The organism is Paenibacillus sp. FSL R10-2778, assembly GCF_038593035.1.
In the GTDB taxonomy this organism is placed as follows: Bacteria; Bacillota; Bacilli; order Paenibacillales; family Paenibacillaceae; genus Paenibacillus_AQ; species Paenibacillus_AQ odorifer.
The window spans coordinates 6,294,425-6,312,999 of record NZ_CP151956.1 but is presented as its reverse complement, the minus strand read 5'-3'; the positions used below and the strand labels follow the sequence as shown (position 1 = coordinate 6,312,999).

The following is an 18,575-nucleotide window of genomic DNA, read 5'->3' as shown; positions in this document are numbered from 1 at the left end:
CAATACTCTTTGTCTTATATTTCTACGAGATAACAAACCAAGCGAACACTCACCGCATATGTATGATAAGGATGATGGGCCTGGAGACAATACCTTTCTTGTGTACCTGTAAACAGGAGATAAGGAAGTTAAGAAGAGAGGAACCGTGATGTTTAAGCATATTAAGTCGGACATTCGGGCGGTATTTGATAACGATCCTGCTGCCCGCAGCTGGTTCGAGGTTGTCTTCACATATGCCGGCTTGCACGCCATTTGGGGTCACCGGATCGCCCACTCTTTTTTCAAACGCCGCTGGTATACAATGGCTCGTATGGTTTCGCAGTTTAGCAGATTTATGACTGGTGTTGAGATCCATCCTGGAGCTGTCATCGGAAATAGGCTGTTTATCGACCATGGTATGGGGATTGTTATTGGAGAAACCTGCGAAATCGGTGATGATGTTATAATCTATCAAGGGGTTACGCTTGGAGGAACAGGAAAAGAAAAAGGTAAGCGACATCCCACGGTCGGCAACAATGTAGTTATTGGTTCCGGTGCGAAGGTTTTAGGATCTTTTCGTATTGGTGACAATTCAAATATAGGTTCGAATGCAGTTGTGTTGCGTGAAGTGCCTAACAACAGTACAGTAGTAGGGAATCCAGGTCGTGTGGTAAAACGTAATGGAGAACGGGTATCCGATCGGCTCGATCATACGAAGATGCCTGACCCGCTTGTCGATTCACTGCGGTTTTTGCAGAAAGAAATCGAAGAAATTAGGGAAAAGCTTGGCGCAGAAGATAAACAAAAAACCGCACAGCGGATAGCAGAAGCTCAGCAGTATATTGGTGACTACGAAATTTAAGCATCCCGGTATTAAGGAATCCGGAAGAACAGAAAGGGCTGGAATAAGGATGGCTTTACAAATATATAACACAATGACACGCAGCAAGGAGCAGTTTGTGCCCCAGGAGCCGGGCAAAGTTAAGATGTATGTGTGTGGTCCAACCGTTTATGGATATATGCATATCGGAAATGCTAGACCTATAATTGTTTTTGATATGGTCCGGAATTACTTGGAGCAGTTAGGTAATGAGGTGCGGTATGTTACGAATTTCACGGATGTCGATGATAAACTGATTCGCAAAGCCGAAGAAATGAACACTACTGTAGCAGAGGTAGCGGAAACTTTCATTGCTGCTTACCGTGACGACCTGGAAGGGCTTGGTGTTAAACCGGCAACCTTGAATCCCCGTGTAACGGAAAGCATGGAGCTGATCATTGGATTTATTAAAGAGCTTGAGGAAAAAGGATACGCATACGAAAGCGGCGGCGATGTATATTACCGCACTTCAAAATTTGAAGACTACGGTAAATTATCTCGTCAGAATCTGGATGAGCTGCAGTTTGGTATCCGTGTTGAGGTGGACTCACGTAAGGAAAAACCGGAGGATTTTGTGCTTTGGAAAGCAGCCAAACCTGGTGAAGTGCACTGGAGTAGCCCTTGGGGAGACGGACGTCCCGGCTGGCATATTGAATGCTCGGCTATGGCGCGAGAGTTCTTGGGAGATACGATTGATATCCATGGTGGTGGACAAGATTTGCAGTTCCCGCATCATGAATGTGAATGCGCTCAGACCGAAGCTCTGACTGGTAAACCACTCTCTAATTACTGGATGCATAATGGATTCATCAACATCGGTGACGAGAAAATGTCGAAATCGCTCGGTAATGGCTGGCTTGTAAAAGACATCCGTGAGCGTTTTAAAGCAGGAGCTATCCGCTATTTCATGCTATCGACCCATTACCGTAACCCGCTGAATTTCTCAGAGGAATCTATGACTTCCGCCGAAAAGAGCGTTGAACGGATCACGCTTGCAGAGAGTAACGTTAAACATCGGCTTGAACTCGCTGCTGATGGTGCTCAAGGTGAGGTCAACTCAGAGATTAATGATAAGCTGTCAGCTATAGTGGCCAATTTCCATGCTAGAATGCAGGATGACTTTAATACGCCTGATGCGATCACGGCTATGTTCGATTGGGTGAGCCTGGCAAACCATACGCTTGCGAATAACGAGGCTGCTCCTGCTGATTTTGCTGCATTACTGCAAGCTTTTGGCGAAATGAATGCTGTGCTGCGATTGACGCCTGAACTGGAAGAGGAAATTGCAAGTGAAGAAGTTGAACGGTTGATCGCCGAGCGGGTTGAAGCTCGTAAGAATAAGAATTGGAGCCGGTCTGACGAGATCCGTGATGAATTAGGCCGCTTGGGCATATTGCTTGAGGATACTCCACAAGGAATGCGGTGGCGTCGTAAATGAGTGAGGAACGCAAGTTTGATAACGGATGGTTTCCTTATGAGCCTTCCAAACCTGCGCGACTACTTTCGCCTATTGTTCTAGCTTATGTAGGAGATGCTATTTATGAGGTGGCTGTTCGCCAGTATTTAGTATCTCTTCCGAATTTGCGTCCGAACCATTTGCATCGTTCTGCTACAGGGCTGGTATCCGCTAAAGCACAGTGTGCAATTCTGAACTTTTTGGAGCCTAGTCTCACGGAAGAGGAGAAGGATGTCGCCCGTCAGGGAAGAAATGCGAAATCGGGAAGTGTTCCTAAGAATGCGGATGTGCTTGAATACCGTCATGCTACAGCTTTTGAGTGCTTGATTGGTCACTTGTACTACACAGGACAACAGGAGAGAATAGAAGAAATTGTGCACAAGGGTATACAGTTTATGTTGAAACAGCCGTGATAGGCTTTGGTGAAATAGAAAATAGGAGAAGTGAACATGGAAGAAGAATTGAAGACTGAAGAGGAAATATTGGCAGGGAAGCATTCTGTGCTTGAAGCGCTTCGTGCTGGTCGTACATTAAATAAAATTTGGATTGCAGAGACAGCCCAGAAGCATCTGACAGCACCCATCGTTGCCGAAGCCCGGAAAGCGGGAATTGTCATTCAGCATGTGGACAAGCGTAAGCTGGATCAATTGGCACCAGGCGTGCAGCATCAAGGGGTGGTTGCACAAGCAGCACCATTTGCCTATGTTGAAGTGGATGATCTGTTAGCTATAGCAGAAGCCAAAGGAGAACCGGCATTCCTTATTTTGCTTGATGAAATTGAAGATCCTCATAACCTGGGCTCGATTCTGCGGACGGCGGATTGTACTGGAGTACATGGGGTAATCGTACCTAAACGCCGTTCGGCTCAGATAACTGCGACCGTGTCCAAAACATCCGCGGGTGCTGTGGAGTATGTTCCGGTTGCCCGGGTTACAAACCTGGGTCAGACCATTGACCGTCTAAAAGAACAGGGAGTCTGGGTAGTAGGAACAGACGTGGATACCGATCAGAATCTATACCAATCCGATATTTTCACGGGTCCGGTAGCTGTTGTAATTGGCAATGAGAATAAAGGAATGGGACGCCTGATTCGTGAAAAATGTGATGTACTTCTTAAGCTGCCGATGGCCGGAAAGATCAATTCATTAAATGCCTCTGTCGCCGCAGGAGTCATTATGTATGAAGTGATACGCCGCCGGCAACAGCAGGGATAGCTATGGCCGACTGGCGCGATGTGCTGCTTGTGGATGGATATAACATGATCGGTGGCTGGCCGGAACTTGTGGCACTGTCCCAGATTGGTATGCAGGAAGCACGCGACCGCTTGATGGATTTGCTGGCAGATTACCAGGCTTTCTCTGGACGAAGAGTTATTGCTGTTTTTGATGCATACCGTGTTCCGGGGTTGGGAAGGTCTTTTGTCCAGGGTAAGGTCCAGGTGTACTTCACCAAGGAAAAAGAAACCGCAGATGAATGCATTGAGCGACTGGTTGGGGAATATAGCAATCGGCGCCGGCAGATCTATGTGGCTACGAGTGATTTTATAGAGCAGCATATTATTTTTGCACAAGGTGCATTGCGAATTTCGGCAAGGGAATTGCATCTGGAAATTGAAGAGAATCAGAAACAAGTAAAAAAAGCTATTGAACCTGGCGGTGTCAGTTCTACTCGTCATTCTTTGGAAGACAAACTGCCTCCCGATGTGCGCAGTAAGTTGGAAAAATGGCGCAGACAGTGAGATCGAGGAAGAATCAGGAAATATTTTATTCCAATTTATGCTATTCTAGATTGATTTTGGACAAACTCCGGTTGACGGTGGAAGGTAACATAATATATACTGATCCTATATTTCGCGAAGTAACGATGTGTCTTGCGTTGCAGCCGGGGGGATTCTTGGTGAGTGTCGACCTCAAGGAAATAATGCTGTCTGAGTATGATTTCATAAGTGATGAAGATATTGTCGAGGCTTTCCGTGGTGGCGACAGTGGCGCATTAGAACACTTGATTAATAAATACCGTAACTTTGTACGTGCTAAAGCCCGCTCTTATTTCTTGATCGGGGCAGACCGTGAAGATATTGTACAAGAAGGAATGATTGGTCTATACAAGGCTATTCGTGACTTTAAAGGTGACAAGCTCTCTTCATTCAAGGCTTTTGCTGAGCTCTGCATTACACGACAGATTATAACGGCTATTAAGACGGCCACTCGTCAGAAACATATTCCGCTGAACTCTTATGTTTCCTTGGACAAGCCCATTTATGACGAAGATTCTGATAGAACACTTATGGATGTCATTTGTGGAACACAGGTTCTAGATCCAGAAGAGCTAATTATTAATCAAGAAGAATTCATTGGTCTTGAAGATAAGATGGCGGAGATTCTAAGTGACTTGGAGCGCAAGGTTCTGATGTTGTATTTAGACGGAAGATCCTATCAAGAGATTGCTGAAGATCTTAAACGGCATGTAAAGTCTATTGATAACGCTCTACAACGAGTAAAAAGGAAATTAGAAAGATATCTAGAAGTACGTGACAATTGATGATATAATGAACAAGAGAGGGCTCGGACATCGAGTTCTTTTTTTTAGTCTTTTTGAAATCACTCGGATAGAATTAGGTGCTTGCACCATAAATTACTATTTGAGCCGATTTTAGTCGTTGCCGTTGAAGGTAGGTTTATACACAGACGGAATACCCCATAATGGTAAGGAAGACAGCGAAGTGTGAGGAAGAGATAGACCCAAAGACAGGGTACGGCCATATGACTACTAAACCCGGAATTACCCAGTGCAGAACGGAATTCTTTCGTTGACACAGACCTTGACATTATGCTAAAGTGTTTTAGGTAGGCCTAAATTCGCGGCTTTTTTTTAGGATCAATATTTGCGTCTTCTAATGTGAATTAGAAGGACGTCTCGGGAGGTGCACATCATGCGGGTAATTATCACTTTGGCTTGTACAAGTTGCAAACAAAGAAACTATGCGACTACCAAAAACAAGCGAAATCACCCCGACCGCATGGAGATGAAGAAATTTTGCAAGTATTGTAACTCGCAAACTCCTCATCGCGAAACCAGATAGTCTGTGGAGGTGTAGTCGGCATGAAACGTAGTTTCAAGTCTATGTTTTCCTTTTTCACTGAGAGCTGGAGTGAACTCAAAAAGGTTCGCTGGCCAAGTCGTAAAGAATTGACCAACTATACATTGATCGTTCTCGGTACGATTGTAGTTGTCGCTATTTACTTCTGGGTTCTGGACATCGGTATTTCCGCTGTGATTGAAGCGATTATTTAGAGAGGTCCCAGGTGGCTTGATATGGAAAAAAGATGGTATGTCGTTCATACCTATTCTGGGTATGAGAATAAGGTCAAAGCCAATTTGGAAAAGCGCGTTGAGTCCATGGGCATGGAAGACAAAATATTCCGCGTTCTTGTTCCTATGGAAGAAGAAATCGTAAACAAAGACGGTAAGAAAAAAACCGTTATGCGTAAAGTTTACCCCGGATATGTTTTGGTGGAAATGGTTCAGACTGATGATTCCTGGTATGTTGTCCGCAATACTCCGGGCGTTACTGGATTTGTTGGTTCGACAGGCTCAGGGTCTAAACCAACAGCTTTGCTTCCGGAAGAGGTAGAACAAATTCTGAAGCATATGGGCATGGTTGAACCTAAAGCGAAGATTGATTTCGAAATCAAGGAATCCGTACGTATTATGGTTGGTCCGTTTGCGAATTTTGTGGGCTCCGTGGAAGAAATTTTGGCTGACAAGAGCAAGATCAAAGTGCATGTTAACATGTTTGGACGGGAAACCCCGCTAGAGTTGGATTTCACTCAAGTGGAGAAAATATAACATAAGCTAGGGTTTCTTGTGGGAGAGCGCTATTGGCGTTCGAAGACCACTATTTTTGCAAGGAGGTGTCACTCATGGCTAAAAAAGTTATTAAAATGGTGAAACTGCAGATTCCTGCAGGGAAAGCGAATCCAGCGCCTCCAGTAGGTCCGGCGTTAGGTCAAGCAGGTGTCAACATCATGGCATTCTGTAAGGAATTTAATGCTCGTACTGCCGACCAGGCTGGCTTGATCATTCCGGTTGAAATTACAGTATTTGAAGACCGTTCCTTTACTTTCATCACTAAAACTCCTCCGGCTGCTGTTCTGCTTCGCATCGCTGCTAAAGTAGAAAAAGGATCCGGCGAACCAAACAAGAAAAAAGTAGCAAAAATCGGCCGCGCTGCGGTACGTGAAATTGCTGAAACAAAAATGCCTGACCTTAACGCTGCAACTGTTGAAGCTGCAATGCGTATGGTTGAAGGTACTGCCCGCAGTATGGGTATCACAATCGAAGACTAGTAGTTTTCGAAGAATCGGTCATTCGTGACCCGCAAGTATGTGGGAGGAATTTCCGCTAACACCACAAAGGAGGAACATTTTCATGGCTAAACATGGTAAGAAATACCAAGAAGCTGCTAAGCTGATCAACAGCGAAGCAACTTACGAGCCTTCAGAAGCTGTAGAGCTTGTGAAAAAGGCAGCGACTGCTAAGTTCGACGAAACCGTTGAAGCAGCAGTTCGTCTGGGTGTAGACCCACGTAAACAAGACCAAGCAGTTCGTGGTGTTGTTGTCCTGCCTCACGGCACTGGTAAAACACAACGCGTGCTTGTATTTGCAAAAGGTGAAAAAGCGAAAGAGGCTGAAGCTGCTGGCGCTGATTTTGTTGGTGATCAAGACATGATCAACAAAATTCAACAAGGCTGGTTTGAATTTGATGTCTGCGTAGCTACACCTGATATGATGAGTGAAGTCGGTAAACTGGGTCGTCTGCTTGGTGGTAAAGGTCTTATGCCTAACCCTAAAGCTGGCACAGTTACATTCGATGTTTCCAAGGCTGTGCAAGAAATCAAAGCCGGTAAAATCGAATACCGTCTCGACAAAGCAGGTCAAATTCACGCGCCAATCGGCAAAGTGTCCTTTGATGCTGCACAATTGAACGATAACCTTAAAGCTCTTATCGACGCTTTGAACCGTGCGAAACCAGCTGCTGCTAAAGGTGTATACCTTAAAGGCATCTCGATTTCTTCCACAATGGGACCTAGCGCTCGTGTGAACACAACCGTCTTCAGATAATTAAGGGTTGACTCTTTGAGTCAATTTTGATAATCTATAACAGTTGTGAAACTTAAGGTATCAATCTTAACCTTGAATATGCTTACCGTAGACAGTAGGTGCCTTAGTGCTTAATTTCCTACCGAGGTGTTGTGATAGAAACAAGAAGTAACGAGCTCGCTCGTATAACTTTCGTTTTATCAAGCCTTCGTGATTCTGCGGAGGCTTTTCTACTGCCTGCGTAGGAGCGGTGAAGCTTTCCTTGGAAAGAACGCCGACACATAAATTTTCAGGAGGTGTATACATTGGCAAATGCAAAAGTAATTCAAGCAAAACAAGACGCGGTTGACGTCGTTACTGCAAAACTGCAAAACAGTCTTTCGACTGTTGTAGCTGACTACCGTGGATTGAACGTTTCCCAAGTGACTGAACTGCGTAAGCAACTTCGTGAAGCTGGCGTTGAGTTTCAAGTCCTGAAGAACACATTGCTGCGTCGCGCAACTGCTGCGGCTGAGTTGAGTGAATTGGATGAAGTTTTGACTGGTCCAACAGCTATCGCATTCAGCACAACTGATGCAGTAGCACCAGCTAAAATTTTGAACGATTTCGCCAAGAAAAACGACGCTTTGAAATTGAAAGGCGGCGTAGTTGAAGGTCGTGTCATTGACGCGGAACAACTGAAAGCACTGGCTGAGCTTCCATCCCGCGATGGTTTGCTGTCCATGCTGCTTAGCGTACTTCAAGCTCCAATGCGCAACTTCGCGCTTGCAGTTAAAGCTGTTGCTGAAAAAGAAGAACAAAGCGCGTAAGCCTTTGACTCTTGCAGCATAATCAATACCACAAATAAATTTAAATATAAAATGGAGGTTCAATCATGAGTAAAGAAGCAATCTTGGAAGCAATTAAAGGCATGAGCGTATTGGAACTGAACGACCTGGTTAAAGCAATTGAAGAAGAATTCGGCGTAACTGCAGCAGCTCCAGTAGCAGCTGGCGGTGCAGTAGCAGCAGTAGCTGAAGAGCAATCCGAATTTGACGTAATTTTGACAGGCGCTGGCGCTTCCAAAATCAACGTTATCAAAATCGTTCGCGAAATCACTGGTCTTGGCTTGAAAGAAGCTAAAGATCTTGTAGACAACGCACCAAAAGCAATCAAAGAAAAAGTAAGCAAAGACGAAGCCGAAGCTACTAAAGCAAAATTGGAAGAAGCAGGCGCAGCTGTAGAAGTGAAGTAATTCCTTCTATTACTGAAAACCCCTTGAACTTGTTCAAGGGGTTTGTTTTATAAATAGAGTTAGTAGGGCGTATATACCAACTGCTAACATAATAGGAAAGGGAGGAAAGAGATGTCGCAACATTATTATTCGCAGCAGCCGGAAGTACGTCATGACAGACGTAGCATTGATACCGTACTAAGAGGCAAAAGCTTTCGTTTTACGAGCGATGCCGGTGTATTCTCTAAAGGGGACATCGATTACGGTAGCCGAGTTCTTATTGAAGCTATGATAATTCCGGACGGTTCAGCGGTGCTTGATGTAGGTTGTGGTTATGGGCCGATTGGATTAAGTGCAGCATACCTAGCTCCCAAAGGACATGTAACCATGATTGATATTAACAGTCGTGCGGTAGAACTGGCGCGTGAGAATGCTCAGCACAATGGAATCCGGAATGTTACGATAATGGAAAGCGATGTGCTCGGCGCATTGAATGAGCAGCAGAAGTTCGATGTGATTCTAACTAATCCTCCGATTCGTGCAGGAAAAGCTGTAGTGCATAAGATTTTTGAAGATGCGTATGAACATTTAAATGAGGGTGGCTATCTGTGGATTGTGATTCAGAAGAAGCAGGGCGCTCCATCCGCAGTGGCAAAACTAGAAAGCTTGTTCTCAATGGTGGAAGAAGTGGGGAAAGACAAAGGCTATCGTATTATTAAAGCGCAAAAATAAAATACAATAGGTTATTGACATGTGATAGTGATAATGGTATTATTATAAAATGTCAGTATTAAGATAGGCTCCATGTCTTTAGTTTGCTGAAATGTCAAGCAATATATTGTCGCCCGGCTAGCGCATGCCGCACGGCAAGTTTTTGCGAGTTGGTTGTCTATGCTCTAACGTAGCAAATGCTGCGTGGTAATAGATAATAGCGCATAAACTATTGCTTGGTGACGTATAATATGTACGTTTTGGGCAAATCTACTTGATAAGGAGTATTTTGGTCATGGATAAATGCGCTCTTTTTTCGAAGATTTCGATAAGGGCTTTTCTTTTATTTATGACTGAATCCTTGTAGTATGGTTCCATTATACGGTTCCAAACAAGGGTTCGCAATCAATTTTTAAGTGAGTAGACATGAGGGGTGAGTAAAGTTGGCAGGACATCTTGTTCAGTATGGTCGACGCACTCGGCGGAGCTATGCGAGAATTAACGAGGTACTCGAGGTCCCGAACCTGATCGAGATCCAACAAAAATCTTATGATTGGTTTTTGGAGGAAGGATTGCGGGAAATGTTTCAGGACATCTCGCCGATCCAGGATTTCACAGGTAATTTGGTACTAGAGTTCATTGATTACAGCCTGGGTGAACCGAAATATACGGTTGACGACGCTAAAGAGCGGGACGTAACGTATGCGGCTCCTCTGCGTGTAAAGGTGCGGCTCATTAATAAAGAGACCGGTGAGGTTAAAGAGCAGGAAGTGTTCATGGGAGATTTCCCGCTGATGACGGAGACCGGCACTTTTATTATTAATGGTGCGGAACGGGTTATTGTCAGCCAGTTGGTTCGCTCTCCAAGCGTCTATTTCAGCACAAAAGTGGATAAGAACGGCAAAAAAACCTACACCGCCACAGTAATCCCGAACCGCGGAGCCTGGTTGGAACTTGAAACCGATGCTAAGGACATTATGTATGTTCGTATCGATCGGACTCGTAAAATTCCTGTTACCGTACTTTTGCGTGCTCTCGGTTTCGGTAGTGATGCCGAAATTCTGGAATTGCTTGGCAATGATGAATATATTCGCAATACGCTGGATAAAGACAACACGGACTCCACGGAGAAGGCGCTTATTGAAATTTATGAGCGTTTGCGTCCGGGCGAACCGCCGACACTAGACAATGCCAAAAGTTTGCTGGTTGCGCGTTTCTTTGATCCAAAACGCTACGACCTAGCTAATGTAGGCCGTTACAAAATCAATAAAAAGCTACACATTAAGAACCGTCTTTTCAATCAACGTCTTGCTCAGCCTTTGGTTGACGACTCTACTGGAGAAATCCTGGCAGAATCCGGCCAAATGGTCGATCGTAGACTGCTTGATGAATTGATTCCATATTTCGAAAAGAATGTTGCCTTTAAAAACTACCGTGTTACTGGTGGAGTTATGGACAGCGAAGATATTCCTCTTCAAACAATTGACGTATTCTCGCCAATTGAAGAAGGCCGGGTTATTAAGCTGATCGCTAACGGCAATATCGACAAATCTGTTAAGCATATTACTCAAGCTGATATTATATCCTCAATCAGCTACTTTATTAATTTGCTTCACGGAATTGGCAATACCGATGATATTGACCACTTGGGTAACCGTCGTCTGCGTTCTGTAGGTGAACTCTTGCAGAATCAGTTCCGTATCGGTTTGTCCCGGATGGAACGTGTTGTACGTGAAAGAATGTCGATTCAGGATGCTAATGCGATTACGCCTCAGGCTCTGATCAATATTCGTCCGGTCATCGCGTCTATTAAAGAGTTCTTCGGTAGCTCCCAGCTGTCTCAATTTATGGATCAGACGAACCCGCTTGCGGAACTTACGCATAAACGTCGTCTGTCCGCCCTCGGACCTGGTGGTTTGACACGTGAACGCGCGGGCTTTGAAGTTCGTGACGTCCATCACAGTCACTACGGTCGGATGTGTCCAATTGAAACGCCGGAAGGTCCAAACATCGGGTTGATCAACTCCTTGTCTACCTTTGCCCGCATCAATGAATACGGCTTTATTGAAGCTCCGTATCGTTGGGTGGATCCGAAGACTGGTAAGGTGACTGAGCAAATTGACTATCTGACTGCTGATGAGGAAGATAATTATGTAGTTGCTCAGGCTAACGTGTTGATCGAAGAAGATGGCACCTTTAAAGAAGACATGGTAATCGTTCGTTACAACAAAGACTCAGACAACATTACAACGATGCCAAGTAATCGTGTCGATTACATGGACGTTTCGCCTAAACAGGTTGTATCTGTCGCTACGGCGCTCATTCCGTTCCTTGAGAACGATGACTCCAACCGCGCACTGATGGGATCTAACATGCAACGTCAAGCTGTTCCGCTTCTAATTCCAAAAGCTCCGCTGGTCGGAACAGGAATGGAACATAAATCCGCTAAGGATTCTGGCGTATGTATCGTTTCCAAGTATGACGGTATTATCGAACGTTCTTCAGCTAACGAAATTTGGCTGCGTCGCGTTGAGACTGTCGAAGGCAAGGAAGTTAAAGGCGATATCGTTAAATATAAATTACACAAATTTATGCGTTCTAACCAAGGTACCTGTATTAACCAACGTCCTCTAGCTAAAAGAGGGGACATTGTTAAGAAGGGTGATATCCTGGCAGACGGTCCTTCTACAGAAATGGGCGAACTTGCTCTTGGCCGTAACGTAGTCGTTGCGTTCATGACTTGGGAAGGTTACAACTACGAGGATGCGATCCTGTTAAGTGAAAAGCTGGTTAAGGAAGATGTATATACTTCGATTCATATCGAAGAATACGAATCTGAAGCTCGCGACACTAAACTGGGACCTGAAGAAATTACGCGCGATATTCCGAACGTCGGCGAAGAAGCTCTGCGCAATCTTGATGAGCGCGGAATCATCCGCATCGGTGCGGAAATCAGCGCTGGTGACATTCTGGTGGGTAAGGTTACTCCTAAGGGTGTAACTGAACTGACAGCAGAAGAACGTCTCCTGCACGCTATCTTTGGTGAGAAAGCTCGTGAAGTACGGGATACCTCTTTACGCGTTCCTCATGGTAGTGATGGTATTATCGTGGACGTTAAAGTCTTTACACGTGAGAACGGCGATGAGCTGCCTCCTGGTGTAAATCAATTGGTTCGTGTCTACATCGCTCAGAAACGTAAGATCTCTGAGGGAGACAAGATGGCCGGACGTCACGGTAACAAGGGTGTCGTTGCCCGTATCCTGCCAGAAGAAGATATGCCGTTCCTTCCGGACGGTACGCCAGTACAGGTTGTTCTTAACCCTCTCGGCGTTCCTTCTCGTATGAACATCGGACAGGTGCTCGAGGTCCATATTGGTATGGCTGCATTGCGTCTGGGAATTCACATTGCAACGCCGGTATTTGACGGAGCGCGTGAGTACGACGTGTTTGATACGATGGAAGAAGCAGGTATGCAGCGTAATGGTAAAACTGTACTGTATGATGGCCGTACAGGTGAACGCTTCGAACGTGAAGTTACTGTTGGTGTCATGCACATGATCAAACTGGCGCACATGGTTGATGATAAGATTCACGCCCGTTCAACAGGACCTTACTCACTAGTTACGCAGCAACCATTGGGTGGTAAAGCTCAATTTGGTGGACAGCGTTTCGGGGAGATGGAAGTGTGGGCGCTTGAAGCTTACGGTGCTGCATATACATTGCAAGAAATTTTGACCGTGAAATCCGATGACGTGGTTGGTCGCGTGAAGACGTACGAATCTATTGTCAAAGGTGAAAATGTACCGGAACCAGGTGTTCCTGAGTCGTTCAAGGTATTGATCAAAGAACTGCAGTCCCTGGGTATGGATGTTAAGATTCTTAGCGGTGACGAGCAGGAAATTGAAATGAGAGAATTGGACGATGAGGACGAGACGTCAGGCGACAAACTAAGCCTCAATTTAGAAGGTTCAGAAGTCGGAGTAGAATAATCAAGCTGGAGCTTAAAAGTTCCATTTTATAAAGGACCGCACGCCCTCTTTTGATGTAACAGTCAGAAGAGGGCAAAGCGGTACTAAATCAGGATTAGGTTAAGGAGGGTTGCTCCTTGTTGGACGTTAACAATTTTGAATTTATGAAAATCGGACTCGCTTCTCCGGAGAAGATTCGTTCATGGTCCCGCGGAGAAGTTAAGAAACCGGAAACCATTAACTATCGTACATTGAAACCGGAAAAAGAGGGTCTTTTCTGTGAGCGTATCTTTGGACCACAAAAAGACTGGGAATGTCATTGCGGTAAATACAAACGTGTCCGTTATAAGGGCGTAGTCTGCGACCGTTGTGGCGTTGAGGTTACCCGTGCTAAAGTTCGTCGTGAACGTATGGGTCACATTGAATTGGCTGCTCCGGTATCTCATATCTGGTATTTCAAAGGTATCCCAAGCCGCATGGGGCTTGCACTAGATATGTCTCCAAGATCACTTGAAGAAATTATCTATTTCGCATCTTATGTTGTAACGGATCCAGGTGAAACTCCACTGGAAAAGAAACAACTTCTGTCCGAGAAAGAATATCGTAGCTACCGTGAAAAATACGGTTACGGTTTCCAAGCCGGCATGGGTGCTGAAGCTGTTAAAAAGCTTCTTCAAGATATCGACATTGATAAAGAGCTGGAATTCCTCAAAGAAGAACTTCGTACGGCCCAAGGCCAACGCCGTAACCGGGCGATCAAACGTCTGGAAGTCATTGAAGCATTCCGTAACTCCGGCAACAAGCCTGATTGGATGATCATGGATGTTCTTCCGGTTATTCCTCCGGAGCTTCGTCCGATGGTTCAATTGGATGGTGGCCGTTTTGCTACGTCCGACTTGAATGATCTCTATCGCCGTGTTATTAACCGGAACAACCGTCTGAAAAGACTGCTTGATCTCGGTGCTCCTGACATTATCGTGCAGAACGAAAAACGGATGCTCCAGGAAGCTGTCGATGCTCTCATCGATAACGGCCGTCGGGGACGTCCGGTAACCGGTCCTGGTAACCGTCCGCTTAAATCGCTCAGCCATATGCTGAAAGGTAAACAAGGACGTTTCCGCCAGAACTTGCTCGGTAAACGGGTTGACTACTCTGGACGTTCCGTTATCGTTGTAGGACCGTACCTCAAGATGTATCAGTGCGGACTTCCTAAGAAAATGGCGTTAGAATTGTTCAAGCCTTTTGTTATGAAAGAATTGGTCAATAAGGGTCTTGCCCACAACATAAAGAGCGCGAAACGTAAAGTTGAACGTGTAAGTCCTGAAGTTTGGGATGTACTCGAAGAAGTAATTAGAGAACACCCAGTACTTCTAAACCGCGCACCAACACTTCACCGTCTCGGTATTCAAGCATTTGAACCGATTTTGGTGGAAGGTCACGCTATTCGTCTTCACCCACTCGTATGTACGGCGTACAATGCCGACTTTGACGGTGACCAAATGGCTGTGCACGTTCCTCTGTCTGCAGAAGCTCAAGCGGAAGCACGCATTCTCATGCTTGCATCCGGTAATATCTTGAACCCTAAAGACGGTAAGCCAGTTGTAACACCTTCCCAGGATATGGTTCTTGGTACTTTCTACTTGACCATGGATAACAAGGAAGAAAAGGGGAGTGGTATGATTCTGCGTACCGTTAACGAAGCTGTATCAGCTTACCAACGCGGAACTGCAGGACTTCATGCTCGTGTTGCTATTCCGGCTAAAGCACTTGGCAAAACATGCTTTACGGAAGAACAACAAAATGCAATGTTGATTACTACGGTCGGTAAGATCATTTTTAATGAAATCTACCCAAGTAGTTTCCCTTATATCAACGAAGCAACCAAAACTAACTTGCTGCACGGCACACCTGAGAAATACTTTATCTACGAAAAAGGCGCGAACATTCGCGAGCTGATTGAATCCGCTCCAGAAGCCAGTGCTGTAGGTAAAGAATATCTGGGTCTGATTATTGCCCGTTGTTTTGAAACTTATCACACAACTAAAACTTCTATGATTTTGGATAAAATCAAACAACTCGGATTCACTTACTCCACACGTTCTGGTGTTACAGTTGCCGTGTCGGACGTTATTGTTCCTGAGGAAAAAGTAACCATCCTGAAAGAATCTGAAGCTAAGGTTGATGTGGTTGCTAACCAATATCGCCGTGGTTTGATCACCAATGACGAACGGTATGACCGTGTTATTGAGATCTGGTCGAAGACTAAGGATGATCTTACGAACATCCTGCTTAAGTCGATGGACCGTTTCAACTCTATCATGCTCATGGTTGACTCTAAAGCGCGTGGTAACAAATCGCAGATCACTCAGCTGGGTGGTATGCGTGGTCTGATGGCAACACCTTCAGGTCGGATTTTCGAATTGCCAATCAAGGCGAACTTCCGTGAAGGTCTTACCGTCTTGGAGTACTTTATCTCCACTCACGGAGCGCGTAAAGGTCTTGCCGATACCGCACTTCGTACCGCTGACTCAGGGTATCTGACTCGTCGTCTTGTTGACGTTGCCCAGGACGTTATTGTCCGTGAAGAAGATTGTGGAACCGATAAAGGCTTCACAGTTAGTCGTATTCAGGATGGTAAAGAAGTTATCGAAGATCTGTATGACCGTATTGAAGGTCGTTACTGCTTCGAAACTGTCCGTCACCCAGAAACAGGCGAAATCATTGTTCACCGCAATGATTTGATTGACTCCGATAAAGCGGAGGCAATTGTAAACGCAGGTGTAACTAAGCTGCAAATTCGTTCTGTACTGAGCTGCCGTGCCCGTCATGGTGTTTGTAAGAAATGTTACGGACGTAACTTGGCAACTGGTAAACACGTTGAGATTGGTGAAGCAGTTGGTATTATTGCCGCACAATCTATCGGTGAACCAGGAACCCAGCTTACAATGCGTACGTTCCATACCGGCGGTGTTGCCGGTGATGACATCACTCAAGGTTTGCCGCGTATTCAGGAGTTGTTTGAAGCTCGTAACCCTAAAGGTCAAGCTACAATCAGTGAGATCGATGGCGTAATCAAGGAAATCCGTGAAACCAAAGACCGTCGTGAAATCGAGGTTCAAGGTGAAGCAGAATCCAAGACTTATTCCATTACTTATGGTTCACGTCTACGTGTTAGCGAAGGCCAAGAAATCGAAGCCGGCGATGAGCTGACAGACGGTTCGATTGACCCTAAAGAAATGCTGCGTATCAAAGGGATCCGTGGGGTACAAAACTACATTCTGCAAGAAGTACAGCGTGTATACCGTAACCAAGGCGTTGAGATCAATGATAAGCACATTGAAGTTATGATCAAGCAAATGCTTCGGAAGATCCGTATCATTGACGCAGGTGACACAAGTCTGTTGCCAGGTGCATTTGCGGATATTCATGAGTACGAAGGTGCTAACAAGGAAGCTATCTTGTCTGGTAAAGAGCCTGCTGTTGCTAAACCAGTCTTGCTCGGTATTACCAAGGCGTCTCTTGAAACTGATTCCTTCTTGTCAGCTGCATCATTCCAAGAAACTACTCGTGTCCTAACAGACGCTGCTATCAAAGGTAAAGTAGATAAGTTGCTTGGACTTAAAGAAAATGTTATTATCGGTAAGTTGATTCCTGCAGGTACTGGGATGAACCGTTACCGTAACGTTAAGCTAAGTGATCCAAATGCAGAAAGCGAACTTGAATCTTTAGAGACGGTTCCTGCTGAATAAATTAGCAATCATGGTAGTGTGCTCATGTCATACCTACTCATAGGTGTGGCATGAGTGTTCTGCTGTGTATAATTTCTATAAAAATTGTTGCTGAATTTCTTGACACCATCTATTGATAATGCTAAAATGTCTAAGGTGCGTGAGTAGCCATGTTATCCTTGTTCATTGGAGGTAAAGAGAATGACTGATGATAGAGGACTACAGGATGCTCAGGTCAAGATCGGTACCAAACAAACCGTCAAGGCGGTAGAGTTGGGCCTAGCCGCAGAAGTCTATGTGGCAGAGGACGGAGATCAAAGGCTTACTTCCAGGATAGTTTTGCTTTGTAACAAACAAGGTGTTAAGATCACATATGTGGATACGATGCTGAATTTGGGCAAGGCCTGCGGAATAGAAGTTGGCGCTGCGATGGCAGCCGTCTTAAAACAATAGCTACAGAAATGTTTTTGTACTGGGGTGAACACCAGCGGCAAGAACTTTTCATTTGTCTTTTTATGAACCGCCTGGGTCTGTGGGCTTAGAGTTCTTAAATCGACTATCATTTCAGGAAGGGGGTGGCAACAACATGCCAACAATTAACCAATTGGTTCGTAAAGGCCGTCAAGCCAAAATCGAAAAATCTAAATCTCCCGCTCTTCAAAAAGGGTATAACGCCCTCAAGCGTGAGGCTACAAATTTGAGCGCTCCGCAAAAACGCGGTGTGTGCACTCGTGTAGGCACAATGACTCCACGTAAACCAAACTCAGCGCTTCGTAAATATGCCCGTGTTCGTTTGACGAACCGTCTCGAGGTAACAGCTTATATCCCGGGTATCGGACATAACTTACAAGAGCACAGTGTTGTATTACTTCGCGGAGGTAAAGTAAAGGACCTTGCAGGGGTTCGTTACCATATCGTTCGTGGTGCTTTGGATACAGCAGGTGTAGCTAACCGGATGCAAGCTCGTTCTAAATACGGTGCAAAACGTCCTAAAGCTAAGAAGTAAGATAACAATATCTGAATAATAAACATTTAAGAAAGGGGGATATCCATGCCACGCAAAGGTCCAGTTACAAAGAGAGACGTATTGCCAGATCCGTTGTATAATAGCAAGTTGGTTACTCGTTTGATTAACCGCATTATGCTGGGTGGTAAAAGAGGTGTCGCTCAAAGCATTCTGTACAATTCATTCAAATTGATTGAAGAACGTACGGGTAAAGATCCGATGGAAGTTTTCGAAGCTGCCATCAAGAATATCATGCCGGTTTTGGAAGTCAAAGCTCGTCGTGTCGGTGGTGCTAACTATCAAGTACCTATCGAGGTTAAACCAGAGAGACGTACTGCTCTGGGATTACGTTGGCTCGTAAACTACTCTCGCAACCGCGGTGAGAAGACTATGGAAGAGCGTTTGGCGGCTGAGATCATCGACGCTTCCAACAACACAGGCGCTTCTGTTAAGAAACGTGAAGATACACACAAAATGGCTGAAGCAAACAAAGCGTTCGCTCACTACCGTTGGTAGGATAAAGGTCATTCA

The 18,575-nt window shown here is 45.2% G+C and carries 19 protein-coding genes and 1 other annotated feature; all 19 genes read left to right on the top strand.

The features are described 5' to 3' along the window. Positions 1-148: 148 nt before the first annotated feature. Positions 149-841: a serine O-acetyltransferase gene (gene cysE / locus NST40_RS28420; RefSeq protein ID WP_036680489.1), complete on the top strand. Its 693-nt coding sequence runs from the start codon at positions 149-151 to the stop codon at positions 839-841. 49 nt (positions 842-890) lie between these two features. Further along, positions 891-2,297, top strand: a complete 1,407-nt coding sequence (gene cysS, locus NST40_RS28415; RefSeq protein ID WP_076130023.1) for a cysteine--tRNA ligase — start codon at positions 891-893, stop codon at positions 2,295-2,297. Continuing rightward, the gene (locus tag NST40_RS28410; protein WP_076099622.1) at positions 2,294-2,728 is read left to right on the top strand and encodes a ribonuclease III domain-containing protein; all 435 of its coding nucleotides are present in this window, start codon (positions 2,294-2,296) and stop codon (positions 2,726-2,728) included. Before cysS ends, NST40_RS28410 begins: the two co-directional genes overlap by 4 nt. Before the next feature lie 36 nt (positions 2,729-2,764). Beyond that, positions 2,765-3,529, top strand: a complete 765-nt coding sequence (gene rlmB, locus NST40_RS28405; RefSeq protein WP_076105935.1) for a 23S rRNA (guanosine(2251)-2'-O)-methyltransferase RlmB — start codon at positions 2,765-2,767, stop codon at positions 3,527-3,529. 2 nt (positions 3,530-3,531) lie between these two features. After that, positions 3,532-4,053, top strand: a complete 522-nt coding sequence (locus tag NST40_RS28400; RefSeq protein ID WP_036680494.1) for an NYN domain-containing protein — start codon at positions 3,532-3,534, stop codon at positions 4,051-4,053. A gap of 158 nt (positions 4,054-4,211) precedes the next feature. After that, positions 4,212-4,856: an RNA polymerase sporulation sigma factor SigH gene (gene sigH / locus NST40_RS28395; RefSeq protein WP_036680496.1), complete on the top strand. Its 645-nt coding sequence runs from the start codon at positions 4,212-4,214 to the stop codon at positions 4,854-4,856. A 391-nt stretch (positions 4,857-5,247) separates the two neighbouring features. Continuing rightward, a complete protein-coding gene (gene rpmG, locus NST40_RS28390) occupies positions 5,248-5,397 on the top strand; it encodes a 50S ribosomal protein L33 (RefSeq protein WP_076099620.1) in 150 nt (49 codons plus the stop codon). A 20-nt stretch (positions 5,398-5,417) separates the two neighbouring features. After that, the gene (gene secE / locus NST40_RS28385; RefSeq protein WP_036680497.1) at positions 5,418-5,609 is read left to right on the top strand and encodes a preprotein translocase subunit SecE; all 192 of its coding nucleotides are present in this window, start codon (positions 5,418-5,420) and stop codon (positions 5,607-5,609) included. A gap of 21 nt (positions 5,610-5,630) precedes the next feature. Then, positions 5,631-6,164 (top strand): transcription termination/antitermination protein NusG, encoded by a 534-nt coding sequence (nusG, locus tag NST40_RS28380; RefSeq protein WP_036680499.1) that lies wholly within the window; start codon positions 5,631-5,633, stop codon positions 6,162-6,164. 74 nt (positions 6,165-6,238) lie between these two features. Then, on the top strand, positions 6,239-6,664 hold the full coding sequence (gene rplK / locus NST40_RS28375) for a 50S ribosomal protein L11 (RefSeq protein WP_036680502.1): 426 nt from the start codon (positions 6,239-6,241) through the stop codon (positions 6,662-6,664). An 82-nt stretch (positions 6,665-6,746) separates the two neighbouring features. Then, the gene (gene rplA / locus NST40_RS28370; RefSeq protein ID WP_036680504.1) at positions 6,747-7,439 is read left to right on the top strand and encodes a 50S ribosomal protein L1; all 693 of its coding nucleotides are present in this window, start codon (positions 6,747-6,749) and stop codon (positions 7,437-7,439) included. 67 nt (positions 7,440-7,506) lie between these two features. Then, positions 7,507-7,659 (top strand) — a sequence feature (ribosomal protein L10 leader region). 64 nt (positions 7,660-7,723) lie between these two features. Then, positions 7,724-8,227, top strand: a complete 504-nt coding sequence (gene rplJ, locus NST40_RS28365; protein ID WP_076099619.1) for a 50S ribosomal protein L10 — start codon at positions 7,724-7,726, stop codon at positions 8,225-8,227. Between the two features lie 65 nt (positions 8,228-8,292). After that, the gene (rplL, locus tag NST40_RS28360; RefSeq protein ID WP_036680508.1) at positions 8,293-8,652 is read left to right on the top strand and encodes a 50S ribosomal protein L7/L12; all 360 of its coding nucleotides are present in this window, start codon (positions 8,293-8,295) and stop codon (positions 8,650-8,652) included. 111 nt (positions 8,653-8,763) lie between these two features. Next, the gene (locus tag NST40_RS28355; protein WP_076186625.1) at positions 8,764-9,363 is read left to right on the top strand and encodes a class I SAM-dependent methyltransferase; all 600 of its coding nucleotides are present in this window, start codon (positions 8,764-8,766) and stop codon (positions 9,361-9,363) included. A gap of 422 nt (positions 9,364-9,785) precedes the next feature. Next, positions 9,786-13,331, top strand: coding sequence for a DNA-directed RNA polymerase subunit beta (gene rpoB / locus NST40_RS28350; protein WP_038573461.1), 3,546 nt, complete (start codon positions 9,786-9,788; stop codon positions 13,329-13,331). A 116-nt stretch (positions 13,332-13,447) separates the two neighbouring features. Next, a complete protein-coding gene (gene rpoC / locus NST40_RS28345; RefSeq protein WP_076130019.1) occupies positions 13,448-17,059 on the top strand; it encodes a DNA-directed RNA polymerase subunit beta' in 3,612 nt (1,203 codons plus the stop codon). Between the two features lie 180 nt (positions 17,060-17,239). Further along, positions 17,240-17,491 carry a ribosomal L7Ae/L30e/S12e/Gadd45 family protein gene (locus NST40_RS28340; RefSeq protein WP_038573459.1) on the top strand — a complete coding sequence of 84 codons (252 nt, stop codon included), beginning with the start codon at positions 17,240-17,242 and terminating at the stop codon, positions 17,489-17,491. Between the two features lie 133 nt (positions 17,492-17,624). Next, entirely contained in the window at positions 17,625-18,044 is a 420-nt protein-coding gene (rpsL, locus tag NST40_RS28335; protein ID WP_036680518.1) for a 30S ribosomal protein S12, read from the top strand. A 45-nt stretch (positions 18,045-18,089) separates the two neighbouring features. Next, the gene (rpsG, locus tag NST40_RS28330; RefSeq protein ID WP_036680520.1) at positions 18,090-18,560 is read left to right on the top strand and encodes a 30S ribosomal protein S7; all 471 of its coding nucleotides are present in this window, start codon (positions 18,090-18,092) and stop codon (positions 18,558-18,560) included. The last annotated feature ends 15 nt before the right edge of the window (positions 18,561-18,575 follow it).

Excerpts from the sequence above, each read along its gene's own strand:
- NST40_RS28410 (WP_076099622.1), top strand. The coding sequence starts at position 2,294 with ATGAGTGAGGAACGCAAGTTTGATAACGGATGGTTTCCTTATGAGCCT.
- NST40_RS28400 (WP_036680494.1), top strand. The coding sequence starts at position 3,532 with ATGGCCGACTGGCGCGATGTGCTGCTTGTGGATGGATATAACATGATC.
- rplA (WP_036680504.1), top strand. The coding sequence starts at position 6,747 with ATGGCTAAACATGGTAAGAAATACCAAGAAGCTGCTAAGCTGATCAAC.
- rpsL (WP_036680518.1), top strand. The coding sequence starts at position 17,625 with ATGCCAACAATTAACCAATTGGTTCGTAAAGGCCGTCAAGCCAAAATC.
- rpmG (WP_076099620.1), top strand. The coding sequence starts at position 5,248 with ATGCGGGTAATTATCACTTTGGCTTGTACAAGTTGCAAACAAAGAAAC.
- cysS (WP_076130023.1), top strand. The coding sequence starts at position 891 with ATGGCTTTACAAATATATAACACAATGACACGCAGCAAGGAGCAGTTT.
- cysE (WP_036680489.1), top strand. The coding sequence starts at position 149 with ATGTTTAAGCATATTAAGTCGGACATTCGGGCGGTATTTGATAACGAT.
- nusG (WP_036680499.1), top strand. The coding sequence starts at position 5,631 with ATGGAAAAAAGATGGTATGTCGTTCATACCTATTCTGGGTATGAGAAT.
- rplK (WP_036680502.1), top strand. The coding sequence starts at position 6,239 with ATGGCTAAAAAAGTTATTAAAATGGTGAAACTGCAGATTCCTGCAGGG.
- rlmB (WP_076105935.1), top strand. The coding sequence starts at position 2,765 with ATGGAAGAAGAATTGAAGACTGAAGAGGAAATATTGGCAGGGAAGCAT.
- rplL (WP_036680508.1), top strand. The coding sequence starts at position 8,293 with ATGAGTAAAGAAGCAATCTTGGAAGCAATTAAAGGCATGAGCGTATTG.
- NST40_RS28340 (WP_038573459.1), top strand. The coding sequence starts at position 17,240 with ATGACTGATGATAGAGGACTACAGGATGCTCAGGTCAAGATCGGTACC.
- NST40_RS28355 (WP_076186625.1), top strand. The coding sequence starts at position 8,764 with ATGTCGCAACATTATTATTCGCAGCAGCCGGAAGTACGTCATGACAGA.
- rpsG (WP_036680520.1), top strand. The coding sequence starts at position 18,090 with ATGCCACGCAAAGGTCCAGTTACAAAGAGAGACGTATTGCCAGATCCG.
- secE (WP_036680497.1), top strand. The coding sequence starts at position 5,418 with ATGAAACGTAGTTTCAAGTCTATGTTTTCCTTTTTCACTGAGAGCTGG.